The organism is Candidatus Methylacidiphilales bacterium (assembly GCA_033875315.1).
Classification (GTDB): Bacteria; Verrucomicrobiota; Verrucomicrobiia; order Methylacidiphilales; family CAZTYG01; genus JANRJG01.
In genome coordinates, this window is the sequence record JANRJG010000040.1 from 1 (window position 1) to 15367 (window position 15367).

A 15367-nucleotide genomic window follows, 5' to 3' on the forward strand; every position below is an offset into this window, starting at 1 on the left:
GGGTGATGGCGGCACCTGCCCACCCCCTTCGTCGTCTCTTCCTTGCGTATCTCGTCCCGATATGCGCGGTCGCTCCTCCTCGGGCCCGGGCAGGTGGCACTCATCACGCGGGCCACGGGGGTTATCCGGATAGGCTCTAAGCCTATGGGGTCGAACCCGAGCTTGCTGCATTCGGTTTGGTCTGACGTCTATCCCTTTTTGCGGAAGATTTTCAGGCTGAGCAGCTCGTAGGGTTTGAACGAAATGCGGGTGACCGGCCTGTTCCCTTGGGTGGGCTCTTCGGACAGGTTGACCGGGAGTGCGGTCCAGCCGGGGGCCAGTCGGATGTCGGCGATCCCACGCTGGCCACTGACTTCATTGAGCCGGAGGATCCAACTCCGGGCATCGATCGGTTTGGCCCAGGTGGGAAGGAGGGAGGCGCCACCTTCCAGCCCAAGGAACGGACTGGAGATATTGCCGCCCCGATACGCAATCGGGGGTGTGAAGAGGATGTCGGCCAGTGCGGCGGCGCTTTCCTCGCGCGGATTGAGAAGCGAATGGAAACCCAGGGCCAGCCGGATCGTTTGGGGGCCCAAATCCGAATGGGTGTCGGTTTTGACCGGCCGCCGGATGCTCGCCTTGAAGAGGCGGGCATGTCCGGGATCCTCCCCGGTGATCAGGGCGCTCCGCAGGAGGGATACGCCCAGCACGCCCTCGCGACAGGAAAAGCCATATTTGCTCTCGGTGATGACCGCAAGTCCCTGGAGTTCGGAATCATCGGAGACGGCGGCATAGCGGCTGCCGGCGACCTCGAATTGGGCCTCGTCCCGGGGTTTGCCGGGATGTTGCCCGCGGAGCACGGAACCGAAGGGCGCGCCATAACGAACGTTCTGACCATAGTAGGCGGTGGGAAAGAGCGCCTTGACCAGCTTCGAGGGATCCTGCCAGTCGAAATCATACTGCACGTGCAAGACGGGCAGGTGGGCTTCAAGACGGTAACAGATGGTCACGCGGCTCTTGCTTGATACTGCCCTCTCAAAAATGACGGTGGCCTCGTCGCCGGATACAACCACGTCGATCAGCTTGGCTTTGGCGTTTACCTTCTTGCCGTTGCTGAGTGACTGGCGGTCTATTTCCCAGGCATCGAAGAGATGCGGTTGGTCGGGATAGACAGCGAGGCTGTTGAGCGGGCCTCTCTGTGCAATTTCACGACCGTCGACGACCAGACGGGTGATCTGTCCCTGGGGGTCGAAACGCGCCTCGACGCGCTCCGAGCGGAGGTACTGGGCCGAGGCTTCAAGCGGGACACGGGTCTCCCGGCGGGCCAGGTTGCCGGGGGCGGCGCCAGACAACGGGGGCAACACCACGGTATACGGGGTCTTGCCCGAACGCAGGAGATGGGTTCGGGTGTAGGGCAGCGGGTTGAAGAGGCAGGACGAACCGCCTTTCGTTCCCATTTTTTTTCCTAGCTCGCGCGTGCTTGTGGTTAGGCATGTGTGGGTGATCCGGGAGAGTTCGGCCAGGCCCTCCTCGTAGACTTCAGCGATGGAGCTGCCGGGGATGTAGTCGTGGAATTGGGCGAAGATGACGCGCTCCCATGCTCTGGGGTCAATGGCCCGGCCCCCGGTGGCGCAGCGCACGGCCTCCCAAACTTGGAGGGCCCGTTCGGCCCCGCGGAAAACGGCCTTGAGATTCCCGTGGGTGGTGAGGATGCCGCGGTGGTATTCCAGATACAGCTCGCCCTGGTAAGCGGGCAGTTTGTCCCGGCACTCATTGAGGCGGTCGAAGAATTCATCAATACGGCCCCAGCGGACCTTGGGCATGGAAGCGATGTCCGCCAGACGGCGGGCACGTTCGCACATTTCCTCGGTGACACCGCCACCGCCGTCGCCATAACCGGTCGGGCAGAGGTATTCGTCATGCACATCGGACTGCCGGTAGGCGAGTGCGCCGGTTTTGACTTCCTTGGTGCTGACGGCCTGGTTGTAGCCATTGTCCTGCGTGACATGGACCAGCACTTCCGATCCGTCGATTCCGCGCCAGAGGAAGCTGCTGTAGGGGAATTTGTTGATGTTCGACCAGGTGAGCTTGGTGGTGAAGAAATAGTCGACCCCGGTTTGCCGCATGATCTGGGGAAGACAGCCGGAGTAACCGAAGACATCCGGGATCCAGAGGACCCGCGAGCGCTGGCCTTGGATCTGGCGGTAATGCTCCTGGCCGACGAGGAAGCTGCGGGCAAGGGCTTCGCCGCAGGCCAGCAGGGTGTCGGATTCCACCTCGGTGGCACCCACGGGCTCCCAGGTCTTCCGGGCGATGCGGGATTTGACCTGTTTCATCAATGCGGGGGAACGCCGTTCCACGGCGGCGTAGCTGGCGGGCTGGCTGTAGCCGAAACGGAATTCGGGGTAGAGATCCATCAGTCGGTTCATGGTGGAGAACGTGTGCACCGCTTTGTATTCGCCTGCGCGTTCGGGCCAGAGCCACACAAGGTCGATGTGGGCGTGGCCGGTGAGGGTGGCGGTGATGGGCAGGCCCTGCCCCCGGAAAGAGGCATAGGTTGTGGTGAGGGCCCGGTCCAAGGCCTTCAGGCCACCGGAGTCGAATGCGTTCACCGCATCGTCCAACAGCCGGAGGAGGCGGCGGTAGAACGGGGTGAGGTTCTCCGTCGCCGGTTGGAATCCGACGCCCCAGGCAGTGGGTTTGGTTTGCGGGAAGTTGGTCTTCATTTCCTCTTCGAGGAGATCGATGAGCACGACGAAATCATGCCATACCTTCCAGGCCAGATCATCGCGGTTGTATAGCGCGGCCTCGCTCAAGACGGATCCTTGGTCCGACATCCCGGTGGCGGAGGGGTGCCAGATGGCGCTCTGGAGGGCGAGGGACTCCACCAGGAGTTTTTTGCCGCGGACCGAATCCGGAAGTCGGCAGTAGCGGTGGGCCACATCGAAGCCGTAGTAGGGGATGCCATCGATGTGCAAGGTTCCTTCACCTTGGTCGTTCCAGTGGAGGTAGAGCGGGGTGCGTGCGGGCGGGAGTTCTTTGGGAAGCGAGATCTGGAACCATCCCTGGTCAAAAAGTTTGCCCCAGGTGAAGGGGAGGGTGATGGGTTTGAATTTTAGCTTCGGGGTGATGGTGACGTTCTGGTGGTCCCTGGTGTTTCCCGCATATGCCAGGGTCAAGTCGGCCACCTTGGTCCAGATGAGTTTTTGCAGGCGTTTTTCGGCGGATTTGACGCGGGGATAAGTCAGTTGGAGCAAAGGATTGGAGGGCAGCATGATTGGAGTAATGGGTTGATGAGATCTTAATCGATTTCCCATAGCTGGTCTTGCCAACAACTGACAAAATCATACGTTATATTGATGCAAGTAATTACCCTCGACGAACTGCCCAAGGGGATTTTTTGCACATTCGCGCGATGGAATTACGCCCGACAGACTCCCAACGCCGCGCACACCCATACGTTCCACGAGCTGTTTTGGATTGAAAGCGGCGAGGGCATCGAGCACATCAATGGTGGTTCGCGCCCCCTGCGCTCAGGTATGATGGTGCTGACGCGCGCAGAAGATCGCCACGCCTTCTCCGCTGCGCGCGAGGGCACTTCGGTCGACTTTGTCAACTTCGCCTTTCCGGTCTTTGTCTGGAGCCGTCTCAAGCGGCGTTTTCCCCGTTTGCGGGGGCACTACTTTGACCGCCGCCCCATTGACCAGCGGGTGCACTGGCTCAACCCTGCCGAACTCGCGCGCCTTCGCGTCCTCTCCCACGAATTACAGGCAGGCAATCAGGACGAGTTCAATACGGAAACGTTCCTGGCGGGAGTGATATCGCTGCTGTCAGGCTGTGAACGGCAGAAACCCGCCTCCGTTATGCCTGCGTGGTTGGCCGGGGCCTGTAAAGGCATACGCGAGCCAGTGCGTTTCGCCGGTGGCACGCGGGCGTTCGCCACTCTGGCCGGCCGCAGTCCCGAACATTTGGCCCGTTCGTTAAAACGGCATCTAGGCCGCACGCCGACCGAGGTCGTCAACGAGGCCCGTCTCGACCATGCGGCGCTCCTACTCTGCACAACGGGCCGGGGCATTCTGGATATCGCGGCCGAATGCGGATTTGAGAACGCTGGGCATTTTTACGCGCTCTTCCGCGCCAGATTCCAAATGACACCGCGTAGATACCGTTTGAACAACGCCTACCCGCCCCATGTGTTCAAAGGTCCCGTCTAGCGGGACTCGAATTGCTTTTTTGGAAAACCGGGCACATCCACGATCCTGCAGACCGAAGTGCTTGGTCCGCTAAGGACGGGTCGAATGGCCATTGGCGAAAAACAGCGTTCATCCTTGGTTTGCCAAGAGGTGAAGACGATGCTGGAGCGACGCACGCCCTGAGCCCGCACGCCAGCGGATGTCTGAAGTAACTCATGTCTCCGAGGTCGCCAAGGCTGGAGCAATGTGATAACAGACACCCGCTTGCTTCTATCGTCTTAAAAAAGCAAGCTAAACCATAGCAATCGGTCCGGCCCGGTTTGGAGAGCCGACGTCTCAGATGGGGCGCGGGGGCTGGAGTTTCCGGTAACTCCCGGGAGCACAACCGTGGTGCCGGTGGAAGATCGTGTAAAAGTGCCCGAGACTGGCACAGCCGCACTCCAAGGCAATGTCCAACACTTTTCGGTCGGTTGCGGCCAGCAAGTGTGCGGCGTGTTGCATGCGATGGCGGTTGAGCAGATCCGTCGGGCTGCAGCCGACCCACCTACGCACGACACGCGCCACATGCTCCTCGCTTCTCCCGGCCAAGCGGGCTAGGGCACGCGTGCCTCCGCTCCAATGCCGCGGGTCCTCCCACTCTTGCAAGGCCCGGCCCAGCCAGACAGGAGCCCTATCCTGCAAACGCCACCGGTCCGGTTCATCCATTGCGGCCACGTGCAGCAGGTTGAGCAGAAATCGCTCGGCATCGCGTGGCTTCCCTGTTGATCGAGCCAAAGCGGCGAACTCAAGGGCCAGTCGCTCGATCTGCATCCGGCTCAGATGCCGGTGTACGGGCCTGCCGCCCCGTCCGCTCCATGGCCAGTCCTTCCCTGGATAATGCCTTCGGCGGAAGGATTCCAGCCACTGCGGGTCAAACGCGATGTTGTGGAGTAGGAACCCATCCCCTTCGGATTCATAACCATGGGCATCCGCCGCCCGGATAAATCCCAGAAATCCCGGCTCAAGATCTTGGCTTCCAATCGCAAGCCGGTGGACTCCCCGTCCGCGGCTGACCCAGAACACCTCCGCAAAGTCATGCCGGTGGAACGGAAAGGCACCTACTCCGCGCAGACGCATCGCGTGCTGCTGTTTGACCTCTCCACGCAGGATTTCTCGGGCAGTGAGAATGATCACAAAATATCAATAAAGAAGAATGATTCGCGTTAAAAGGAAAGAATCCTTCTGTTACTTAACCCATTCTTGTCCCACCAATGAAACCCACGAATCCTCTCTCCTACATGACCGCCAACCTTGTCTCCAAACCCCTCGGCTTCCAGATGACGCGGGGCTGGATGCAGGGCGACCGCGCCACCAACGACCTCCACCGCGCGGCGGAACATTTTGCGGAGCGCTTCGAGGTGCTCGTCTCCAGCATCAGCAAACTCGGCTTTTCCAGTTTGGACCTCTGGTGCGCCCACCTCCACCCGGAATGGGCCACCGCACGTCACCTTGAGATCGCCTCTGCCACCCTCAAGCGCCACGGCATGCGGGTCAGCGCATATCTTTGGTACGGCGGCTCAAGCACCGAAGATCTTCGCGTCTGTGCGCGAGTTATGAGCGCCCTCGAAACGGATCTCATTAGCGGCTCGCACGGCCTTCTGGATTCCGACCGCAAATCCCTGGTTTCGGAACTACGGAACCTCAGACTTCGTTTAGCCTACGAAAACCATCCCGAAACCTCTGGAGCTGAGATCCTTGCCAAAATCGGCCAAGGCGATGAGGATGTGCTTGGTGTCGCCTACGACACCGGATGGGCGGGCACCAAGGGTTTTGATGCCGCCGCTGAACTGCCCCGCCTCCTTCCGCGGCTCTTCCATTTCCACGCCAAGGACGTAAAGGCCCGGCGCAAGGAGCCCACTGGCTACGACCTCATCGATTCCGGCCACGAAACCTGCACCCTGGGCGATGGTATCGTGGGCATCGAAAAGGTCCTGCGTGCCGCCGTGGCGGGTGGCTTCACCGGACCCATCGGCATTGAACACGAACCCGAAACGCACAATCCGGACGAAGAGTGCCGCGAGAGCCTCCGTCGTGTCCGTTCCTGGCTGGCCTGATTCGCACAGACTTCATTTGACCTTCCCAACCTTTATGCCCCTGAACACCGTTATCGTTGGCTGCGGCCACATCGCCAAGGCCTATGCCTCCAACCTGCTGACCTATCCGGGAATCAAACTCACCGGATTCTTCGACCTCGATCTTCCGCGCGCGGATGCTTTCGCCAACGAGTTCGGAGGCCGCAGCTATCCAACGTTGGACGCAGTGCTCGCCGATACGGCCGTGGATCTGGTGGTCAACCTGACCATTCATCATGCCCACGAAGAAGTGGTGGCCCGTTGCCTTGGCGCCGGAAAGCATGTCCACACCGAGAAACCCCTCGCCCTCAGCGCAGCTGCCGCGCAGAGGCTCGCCGCCCAAGCAGACAAACACGGCCTGAGGCTTTCTTCCGCCCCTTCCACTTGGCTCGGTGAGGCCCAGCAGTCTGCCGCCGCTGTTCTTGCCTCGGGCGCACTCGGCCGCATCCGCCAAGTCTTCGCGGAAATAAACCACGGACGAATCGAATCTTGGCACCCGAACCCGTCCTGTTTTTATGAAGTCGGAGTGCTGTGGGATGTCTGCATCTATCCGCTCACACTTCTGACGGCATTTTTCGGCCCGGTCCGCTCGGTACAATCCTTCCAACGCACTCTGCTGCCGGAACGCCGCACCCAGAACGGAACCCCGTTCGTTCTGCAAAAGCCGGAGTTCATCGTGGCAATGCTCGATTTCGAAAATGGTTGTGCTGCCAGGCTGTCAGGCAATTTCTACAACCTCGGCACACAGCAGGGCAGCGCGGTCGAGTTCCACGGCGACGCCGGTTCGCTTATTCTCGGCAGCAGCTTCCTTTTCAACGCGCGAGTTGAATCCTGCCAAGCCGGTCAACCGCTGACTGCAGTCGAGCGCCCGGACCCTGGCGTCGACGGCATTGAGTTCGGACGTGGTGTGCGTGAACTTGCCCGCGCCATTGAAGCTGGTGTTCCCCACCCCTGCTCGGCTCACCAAGCGGCCCACGTCATTGAAATCATGGAAGCCATCGACGCTTCCGCCTCAGATCAGGGGCGGCCCTACCCGGTTCATTCCGCATTCCCCCACCCACGCTTTTCCTGGCCAAGCTAATCATTCAATTCGCCTACTCCTAGTAATAAAGGTATTGCCAGCGGCAGTTTGGAGGGGGGGCGGGGCTCATACATCATCAGTAAGAAACTGGTCATGCATAATTAGTTTATTTATCATGTCGAAGAACTTGCACAGATCTATTCGAGAAGCTTTTTCTAGATATCCCATCCCGATTGCACAAAACTGCGGTTTTCAAGTCCAAGGATAAGTCGGAGGCCGAGATTGCACTTGACCAGCCAAGGAACGAGGGTCTAAGCGATGTCCATGAACCCGAGGGTGCGGCTGGTAGACGTCGCGCGCCAAGCCGGCGTGAGCCTGGCCGCTGCCAGCATGGCCTTGCACGAGCCACCGCGGGGCATCTCCGCAGCAACGGCCGCTAAGGTCAGAACGGCCGCCAAGACACTGGGCTACGTGCCCGACTCGGCCGCACGCGCACTCTCGATACAGTCTTCAGTCCAAAGGACCCCCTTCCGTGGGACAGTAGCCTACCTCATCAACCATAGCGGCCATGCTGGACGGCTGACCATCGAAGCCCAGACATCAGACCACCCCGAGGGATCCAATCTCAAATCACATCTCCGCGAACTGGGCTATCATATGGAGGGATATGTCCTTCCCGGGACCCAAAAAGAGGCCGACCAGCTCGCACGCATCCTTTATCAAAAAGGAACCGTTGAACTTCTCGTCGATTTCTACAACTGGCACTACGAGATCCGGTTCCCTTGGGAGGACTACGCGGTGGTCGCATCCTCGCCCCACCCTTTGCAGGCACGATTCGATTCGGTCATCGCCCATTCGTACAGCGATGTCATCCTTGCTGTCCGCGAATGCCGGCGGAGATCCTACAACAGGATCGGCCTTGCCGTTTCCTCAAAATGGTTCCCTGATTGGAAAATGGGGTTTGCTTACGCATCTGAGTGTTTCGGTGGCACTCTGGCCGACAAACCTCTTTTCTTGGATGACTGGAACATCGACCAATTTCTCCGTTGGTATGACAAGGCCAAGCCCGACGCTGTCATCGCCAATGAGGGATCGAGACTGCCCGAAGATCTTGCCGCCCGGGGCATCCATGTCTCTGAGGATCTCGGCTATTGCTGCCTGCATGTGCCCCCCCACCGGCAACGGCCTGACCGGGATTCTTCAGAAGAACGATGAGGCCGATCGTCAAGCAGTCGCACTCCTCCACAACTCCGTGCTCTCCGGCCGTAAAGGCACAACCCTCACACCGATCCGTGTCGAGGTGATTGGCCAGTGGCACGAGGGGTCCACCATGCGCCCGGCCCCGGCTGAAGCGCTTCAGTAATCAACCACGTTGCCGCCATAGCTTGGTCCGCTTTAGCGTCGATGCATGAGAGCCATTCATCGCTGCATTAAAGCCTTTTCTCTTGTTGTTGCCCTTGCGGCCCTGCCACAAGCCGGTCGTGCACAAATCCTCGTGAATGTGGATTTCAATGTCGGCAACACGGTCACTTTTATGGATAAGCTCGGCGGCTCTGCAGCCAGCCCCGCTCCCGGGTCCGGCGCCTACTGGAATGGGGTCAGCGTCACCGGCGGAACCCAATTTTCGCCGGGCTCTTACACCAGCAACGGCACCCTGCTGGCATCTGATGGGGTCACCGCCACTTCTGTCGGATTTTCCCTGACCTTCAGCGGTGCCTATCAGGAAATGCGCTTCCCGGGCAATGCCAATTACACCACATCCTTGCTCGATGACTATGCCTATGCCACAGGGACACAGACCTTTACGTTGACTGGTCTCGCCGCCAACACGCAGTACGACCTCTATGTCTTCGGGATCAATACACAATACGGTAGCGACCGCACCACGTTCAGTGCGAACTCCACCTACTCGGGAAGCGGGATTGGTGTCGCCAAAACCATCATCAATGCTGGCAACAACACATCCTTCGTGCTCGGTCAGACATACAACGCATTCACCTATGCGACGTCCAGTTCGCTGAAAAGCGACGGCAGCGGCACCATTGTTCTTTCGTGGTACAATGACGGAGCTAGCGAGGGAGCGTTCAATGGCTTTCAGCTGAGCGCCAGCCCGGTTCCCGAACCAAGTGCCTACGCCATGCTTGGCTTGGGTATTTTATTCTGCGCTGTGGTGACCCGTCGCCGTCGTAAAGACCATACATCCCCTTGTGGCATTTGATGTGCCACCACACTCATGTGGAAGCCGTGTTGCATTTGATTCCCCGGAGTTGAGTTGTGCTGCTGAATCTTGCAGTTAATTAGCCATTGGTAGTGGCTGCCCTAGAAATGGATCCGGATTAGCCCTGGACTGCTCCCGCTGAAGGTCTCCGCAAAGTGCGCGACCACGTGGTTCACATTCATGCCAAAGACATCAGCATGGCGCAGAGTTCTGCGGAACGTGGCAAGGTCACGGGCACGCCGGTGGGTTGCGCCTGTGGGGAAGGCGTGGTGGATTGGAAGCGGGTGGCCGAGATTCTTGGGCCGGTGGACCGTGAGATCTTCCTGAGCGTGGAATGCGGCACGGTCGAACAGGCCAAACGCTCCCTGGTTTTCCTGCGGAAGGAGCTTGGCGCATACTTGGCCCCGGACTGATCCCTGGTTGCTGCGAACCAAGAATCGATGCTCGGGCAGGATCAAAGAAGATAATCACGGCTGCTGTGCGGGAGAATCTGAACCTGCGGGAGATCCGATCCGAAGTTGGTTGGCAGTGGGTGCCGGCGGGCCCCTTCTGCTGTTTCTGCGAGGATTTTTACCCGGGCGGGAAAATCCGTCGGATTGGTCAAGCGCAGCGAATGGCGGCCAGAATCCATCCATTCCGCCAGGATATGGTCCAGGCAGCAGATCAGACCCGTGTCGGATTGCGCGTACACGCCCGGAAGATCGGACCACGTCAGCATCAGGGCCACTTCGCACCAGCACGAATAGGCCGCCTGTTCGCCCAGAGGCTCGTTCCAGGATGGCGTGACATTGACCCGTTCGCAGATCCAGCCGGGCGGAAGGAAGGATTTTCCGGGATGACCCCAGGTGATATTTGCGGCAATCGGCCTGTCCTCTCTTGAGACGAACTGGGGGAGCGAGTGGGCGATTTCGCGCAATACCTCGAGAACCCTGTGGTCTCCGCTGGCGCGGAAGGCACGCAACAGACCCACGCCGGAAAGCGTGCAGATTCCGGGCACGCCGCACTTGTTCTGGGCGTTGGCCAGCATGGTCCCGCGGGCGTCGATGCCGAGTTTGGCAAAGGTGGATTGTTCAGGAAACCGATGGCGGTAAGAAATGACCCAGGATGAGGCCTGGGCAATCGCGTCGAGTGAGGCTTGCAGCCAGCGGGCTTCGCCCGTGGCCTCGTACAAGGCGATGAAGCTTTCCACCAAAGAAAAGGCGGATTCACAGTCCGGCGCCTGCGCAGCGTCTCCCGGTCCGCCAGTGGTGACTGCCCGCGCCAAATCTTCTTTGGCGTAATGTTCCGCGCTTTCCCCCGCAACCCGCAGAAACCCCTGATCTTGAAAATAATCCCCGGCCATGACGAGGGCGGCGGGAATGAGGGCTCCCGATGTGGATCCGCCAATCACCACCCTGCCTGTTTCATAATCAATCAAGTAGCCAAAGTCTGCTTCCTGGTGCCAAATCTCGCAGAGGGCCGAGGCGGATTTCCGCAGGGTTGACTCCCAAGAGGGGGGGATGGGCTCGTTCCGGCGTCGCATCTGATGAAGCATGCGAAGCGCGAAGAGCAGGCAATCACCGTTCCGTCTGCTGAGAGTGTGGGGCTCGGGGCCTCCGTCCCAGTCGGCATAGCCGTCGCCATACCATGTTCCCGAAGGGGACATGATGGCCTTGAAAAGACCCCGTTCGGACACGCCCTCACGGAGCAAAAAATCCATGTTCCTTTTGGATCTTTCCCTGCTGCTGGCGTCGCCCTCCAAGTAGAGAGGAAGAGTGGCCAGTCCGCCACCAATCCAACCGTTTTGCCAGAATTGGGAATCCTGACGTGGAAGCCAGGGGAGACCGACCTGGTAGATCCCTCGATCCTCGTTCCAGTTTTGCGCGTTTTGTTTTGAATGGATGAGATCGGATGCGGCTGAAATAGGAAGGATGTTGGGCAGTGGGGGGTCATCTGGAAAACAGGCCTTCCGGCGGTCCATCAGCAGACTGAACAGGGCCTGCGGAGTATCCGCGTCAAACTCGTGCAGCTCCGCTTCCAGCAAAACTTCCGCTCCAGCAGCCCAATCAACAGGGTACCCGTTTTCGGGATGAAGATGGGCTGCCGCGAGATCGCCGATGGCCGGCTTGATTCCTGTCTCATGGGCTAGGGGATGCAGAAATCCGGGGGTGAGCCAGAGAAGATCCGCCCGGCTTCGGTCTCCATTTTCGATGACCTCCAAGCCATAAGCGCCAAGCGATGTCATCTGCCCGGTCAGTAGTAGCCAGCCACGTTTCCGCTCCGGGAAGAAAACACCCATTCCTGGAATGGAGGCATCCACCGACAGTTGGTCGATGTGCGAGGGTCCCGGCAGATTCGAGAGCCTGGGAATATCCCCGATATCGAGCCGCTGTTTGTCATCGCGCTGGCCCAGATCGCGGATTCCGGGTGGATAGCCCCGTTTGAGGGCGTCGAAACGGTTGCCTTGGTAGACCGAGCCGGGAATGAGGACGTAGTTTTCCTCAGACCAGGAATGATCCGTCCAGCACAGGCCGAGGCTGATTCCGCGCGCCGAACCCGCGGTGCAACGGACTTTCAGGCGGATTTTGTTTCCGGTTCCGTGATCCAGCGGGACCAAAGTAAGGGTGAAATCACAAGAAGCCCCCGCGGAAGTGATGGCGGTGGCTTGGCCCGGCGTCAGGCCGAAATGATGGATTTTCGTACGTGACCTGCCCTGATGCTCGGCGATGACGGCGGTAAGTTCCCAGTTCAATCAATCTACCTGACAGGTGGCGTGCGCATGAATCACGGTTGCTCGATGCGCAGTCGGATGAACCGTTTTGTGGCGGAAGACATGGGCACCGTATCGCGGTAGGTCAGCGTTTCCGTCCCGTTTCCATTGTCCTGCGCGGGGCCGGTCAAAAGGGCGTCCGACCAGGTGCCGAGATTGCCCGAGACCTCCACCCGGTAGTTGATGTCGAGAAGTGATTTGGGTCTGCGCATGGTGAATGAGAGGAAACCAGATCCAGAGTCTGGTATCTGCCATGCGGGAAGACCGTTGGCAAGTCCGGTGTGAGTCTTGGCATCCGGTAGCGAAGGATTCATGCCCAGTGCGAATTCGGTCAAATTGGAAACTCCATCACCGTCCGGATCTGCGTTTGGGATGAGCAGTGCCGGGTTGGTTCCTTCCGGGAATGCTTCTTGAATGAAGTCCGCAAAGACCGCGGAGTTGGGCGAGACCGTGATGGTCAATTCGTTGTTGGTTTCGGCCTGGGTGTCCGAGGCGGAGAGACGCAGGCGGTACGAACCGGCCCGGCTGAAGGTCGCGGAGCTGGAGGCGCCCGTTGCGTTGCCGAAGACCACGGTTCCCGGTCCGCTGACCAATTCCCAGAAAGAGGTGAGTGCGCCGCCCCGGCCATCATCGGATACCGAGCCCGACAGGTTGGCCGGAACCGCGCTGGTGGCCGCGGGGGGCGTGCCGGTGGAAACAAGAGGGGCGATATTGAGGGTGCCGGCCAGGCTGGAAATCTCGGAATCGGTCAGGGCGCGCTGAAAGAAACGGATATCGTCCACGGCCCCGTCGAACCAAGTCGAAGCGCCTGCGTGGGTGAGGCCGATTTTGATGGCCGAGGGATAATCCGGAACCGAGGTGAAAGGTTCGCTGGCGGTTGCGTCAAGCAATCCGTTGACATAGAGTCTGGCCCTCTGTGCGGCGGGCTGCGTTCCGTCGTAAACGACGGTGACATGATACCAGGTTCCCAAGGCGAACTGGGTGCTGCTTGTAAAGCGGCTGGTATTGCCGTTGATATCCACGCTGATTTTTTTGTAGGCGGCGTCCAAGGGGTTTCCTTGGAGGAAGGTGGTGAAGGAGTTGTTGGTCGTCGGTGCATCCCGCTTGGAAACCAAGCCGGCCCCCGCGGTGTTGTAAGAATTCGCCTTGAACCAGTAACTGAGTGAAAAGGCGCTGCCCGGCTCGAGTGTCGCCGCGTCGGGAATGTTGAGGTAACTGTTGGACCCGTTGAGTCTTAAGGCTCGTCCTGCAACCGCGTCGGTCTGCCAGCTTGCACTCCCGGTGAGGGTGCCATGGTTGCTGTTTCCTGAGATGTCCGTCGCGGCTGTGCCGGAGCTTTCATCCAGTTTGAGCCAGAGTGCGGGGCTTGTCGGGTCCGCGTTTCCGACATGCACCGTCACATCCTTGGTGGTGGTCAGCTCGGAGTCGCTGGCGGTCAATCGTAGAATGTATTTCCCCGTCTGGATGAAGGTGGCGCGGGTGTCGCGGTCGGTGGCGTTGTCGAAGGTGACGGCGGCCGGGCCGCTGAGCAAATTCCATTGGGTGGTGACGGGGGAAGGCTGTCCGTCGTCGGATACATCCGCCCTCAGGCGCATACGCCCGGAGGTTCCCGGTAGGACGGCGCTGCCCGTGGCCGGGGAGAGCAGGGAAATGACGGGGGCCTTGTTCAAAAACGAGTTGCTGAAATAGCCCTGCACCGACGTCGACCAGCTGAGATAACTGGAATAGGTTCCCCGCATCCAAAGCAGGGCGTAGTTGTATCCGCTGTGGTCACGGGGCACGTAGGGACGCAGATTGTCGGCGGTCGAATTGGAGGTCACGGCCTGCCAGGAAAAAGTGAGGCCGCCGTCGGTCGTCACGCCCCGGTAGATTTCGTAGCGTTCATTGGTGTTGAGGGGGACATTGGTGAGGGTGGAGAGATCGAAGGGATTGGCCGCGTTGGTGGACAGGTAGACCACATTGGGATCGGCCGGATCGATGCTGATACCGCCGGCATAATCGTCTTCGGATCCGTACAGAGGCCGGCCGGCATGCGCGATGAAACGTTTTTGCCACCCACTGCCCGGCACCCAACGGGCGTAGTAGTAATAGATCCTGTCATTGTACCAATTCGGGCCGGTGACAAAGTCCGATTGGACCGAGAAGACGCACACGGGGCTGCCCCCGGATCCGTAGGTGATGTCCCAGCACCAGGCCCGCCCTCCAGGGATATGATTGTTGGGGTCCGTGGTGGCCGCATCGCTGTATTGATAGATGACGGATCCGCGTTCCCCGGCGTCGTGAAGCAAGGGAAGGGCCGATGCCGTTTTCAAAAGACTGCCGTCGGTCTTGTAGACCGCGTTGCCCGAGTAATAGGCGTGATACAGGGAGTTGGCCACGTCCCGCGGGTGTCCGTCGGTGTAGAGGAAGTCGATCCGTCCGGCGGCATCCGAACAGTATTTGACATAGGGCCTGACGGAGCTGGCGTTTCCGGTGAGGATCAGCATCTTAGCCGGGGACCAGGAGGCCCCACCATCATCGCTGGTGATGAAGGTGGGGTTGAAATTGAGGTTGCGCATGAAGTGGTAGATCCGGCCGTTCTCGAGCGATAATTGGTAGGGGTTGGCGTAGCTGATCCGCTCGCTGCTGTTGTAGGCCTGCTCGCCGCCCCAGTTCGAGGGCAGTGACGGATTGTTGTTGGAAGCCCTGTATTCCAGGCTGGTGGAGGTTCCGGCATGCCGGGCATAGAAGGCCATCAGCGTTCCGTCCTGCCGCTTCAAGAGCGCGGGGTTGTCGTGGTCATCGATTTCATTCCAGGAACTTGTCCACAGCTCGACGGGGCTGCCGCTGCCCGGAGTGTAAGAAGAAAGGACCGACTTGCCGTCGCTGTTCCGCATGTAGCCGAAGTAAAGCACGCCGTCCTTGAAAAGGGCGCGTGGGTCATTGAACCAGGTCCAGGCCCCGTCGGGAGCGAGCGTTACCGGCACTTGGGGGAAGCTGGTCATGGGGAAAAGGAAGGGGGCATGGGTCAGGGTGGCGACTCGAACCAGTGCATTCTTCAATGAAACCGGCGCAGAAAGGGATGTCGGGATAGGCACATGGCTGGACTTCAAGAAA

At 59.7% G+C, this 15367-nt stretch carries 10 protein-coding genes; 6 read left to right on the top strand and 4 right to left on the bottom strand.

Features of this window, described 5'->3' with window-relative positions; translation table 11 throughout:
• Window positions 1-188: 188 nt before the first annotated feature.
• On the bottom strand, window positions 189-3254 hold the full coding sequence (locus SFU85_12370) for a glycoside hydrolase family 38 C-terminal domain-containing protein (protein ID MDX6767571.1): 3066 nt from the start codon (window positions 3252-3254) through the stop codon (window positions 189-191).
• Window positions 3255-3338: 84 nt separating this feature from the next.
• Between SFU85_12370 and SFU85_12375 the strand changes: the two genes are divergently transcribed.
• Entirely contained in the window at window positions 3339-4193 is an 855-nt protein-coding gene (locus tag SFU85_12375; protein ID MDX6767572.1) for an AraC family transcriptional regulator, read from the top strand.
• A 315-nt stretch (window positions 4194-4508) separates the two neighbouring features.
• Here the strand turns inward: SFU85_12375 and SFU85_12380 are convergent, their stop codons facing one another.
• Window positions 4509-5345, bottom strand: a complete 837-nt coding sequence (locus tag SFU85_12380) for an AraC family transcriptional regulator (protein ID MDX6767573.1) — start codon at window positions 5343-5345, stop codon at window positions 4509-4511.
• A gap of 104 nt (window positions 5346-5449) precedes the next feature.
• On the opposite strand from SFU85_12380, the gene SFU85_12385 reads away from it, so the two are divergent.
• The 5 genes from SFU85_12385 to SFU85_12405 all read left to right on the top strand — a co-directional run bounded on the left by SFU85_12385 (window position 5450) and on the right by SFU85_12405 (window position 9935).
• Window positions 5450-6265, top strand: a complete 816-nt coding sequence (locus tag SFU85_12385; GenBank protein MDX6767574.1) for a sugar phosphate isomerase/epimerase — start codon at window positions 5450-5452, stop codon at window positions 6263-6265.
• 34 nt (window positions 6266-6299) lie between these two features.
• Entirely contained in the window at window positions 6300-7364 is a 1065-nt protein-coding gene (locus tag SFU85_12390) for a Gfo/Idh/MocA family oxidoreductase (GenBank protein MDX6767575.1), read from the top strand.
• Window positions 7365-7628: 264 nt separating this feature from the next.
• Entirely contained in the window at window positions 7629-8519 is an 891-nt protein-coding gene (locus tag SFU85_12395) for a LacI family DNA-binding transcriptional regulator (GenBank protein ID MDX6767576.1), read from the top strand.
• 193 nt (window positions 8520-8712) lie between these two features.
• A complete protein-coding gene (locus SFU85_12400) occupies window positions 8713-9522 on the top strand; it encodes a PEP-CTERM sorting domain-containing protein (GenBank protein MDX6767577.1) in 810 nt (269 codons plus the stop codon).
• Window positions 9523-9719: 197 nt separating this feature from the next.
• Window positions 9720-9935 (top strand): hypothetical protein, encoded by a 216-nt coding sequence (locus SFU85_12405; GenBank protein ID MDX6767578.1) that lies wholly within the window; start codon window positions 9720-9722, stop codon window positions 9933-9935.
• Between the two features lie 41 nt (window positions 9936-9976).
• On the opposite strand, the gene SFU85_12410 is transcribed toward SFU85_12405, so the two are convergent.
• On the bottom strand, window positions 9977-12253 hold the full coding sequence (locus SFU85_12410; protein MDX6767579.1) for a hypothetical protein: 2277 nt from the start codon (window positions 12251-12253) through the stop codon (window positions 9977-9979).
• A gap of 32 nt (window positions 12254-12285) precedes the next feature.
• Entirely contained in the window at window positions 12286-15255 is a 2970-nt protein-coding gene (locus tag SFU85_12415) for a LamG-like jellyroll fold domain-containing protein (GenBank protein MDX6767580.1), read from the bottom strand.
• Between the last annotated feature and the right edge of the window lie 112 nt (window positions 15256-15367).

What these genes read in the sequence shown, in the direction of transcription:
- SFU85_12400 (MDX6767577.1), top strand. Translation starts at nt 8,713, where the DNA reads ATGAGAGCCATTCATCGCTGCATTAAAGCCTTTTCTCTTGTTGTTGCC.
- SFU85_12415 (MDX6767580.1), bottom strand. Translation starts at nt 15,255, where the DNA reads ATGACCAGCTTCCCCCAAGTGCCGGTAACGCTCGCTCCCGACGGGGCC.
- SFU85_12390 (MDX6767575.1), top strand. Translation starts at nt 6,300, where the DNA reads ATGCCCCTGAACACCGTTATCGTTGGCTGCGGCCACATCGCCAAGGCC.
- SFU85_12375 (MDX6767572.1), top strand. Translation starts at nt 3,339, where the DNA reads ATGCAAGTAATTACCCTCGACGAACTGCCCAAGGGGATTTTTTGCACA.
- SFU85_12395 (MDX6767576.1), top strand. Translation starts at nt 7,629, where the DNA reads ATGAACCCGAGGGTGCGGCTGGTAGACGTCGCGCGCCAAGCCGGCGTG.
- SFU85_12405 (MDX6767578.1), top strand. Translation starts at nt 9,720, where the DNA reads ATGGCGCAGAGTTCTGCGGAACGTGGCAAGGTCACGGGCACGCCGGTG.
- SFU85_12385 (MDX6767574.1), top strand. Translation starts at nt 5,450, where the DNA reads ATGACCGCCAACCTTGTCTCCAAACCCCTCGGCTTCCAGATGACGCGG.
- SFU85_12370 (MDX6767571.1), bottom strand. Translation starts at nt 3,254, where the DNA reads ATGCTGCCCTCCAATCCTTTGCTCCAACTGACTTATCCCCGCGTCAAA.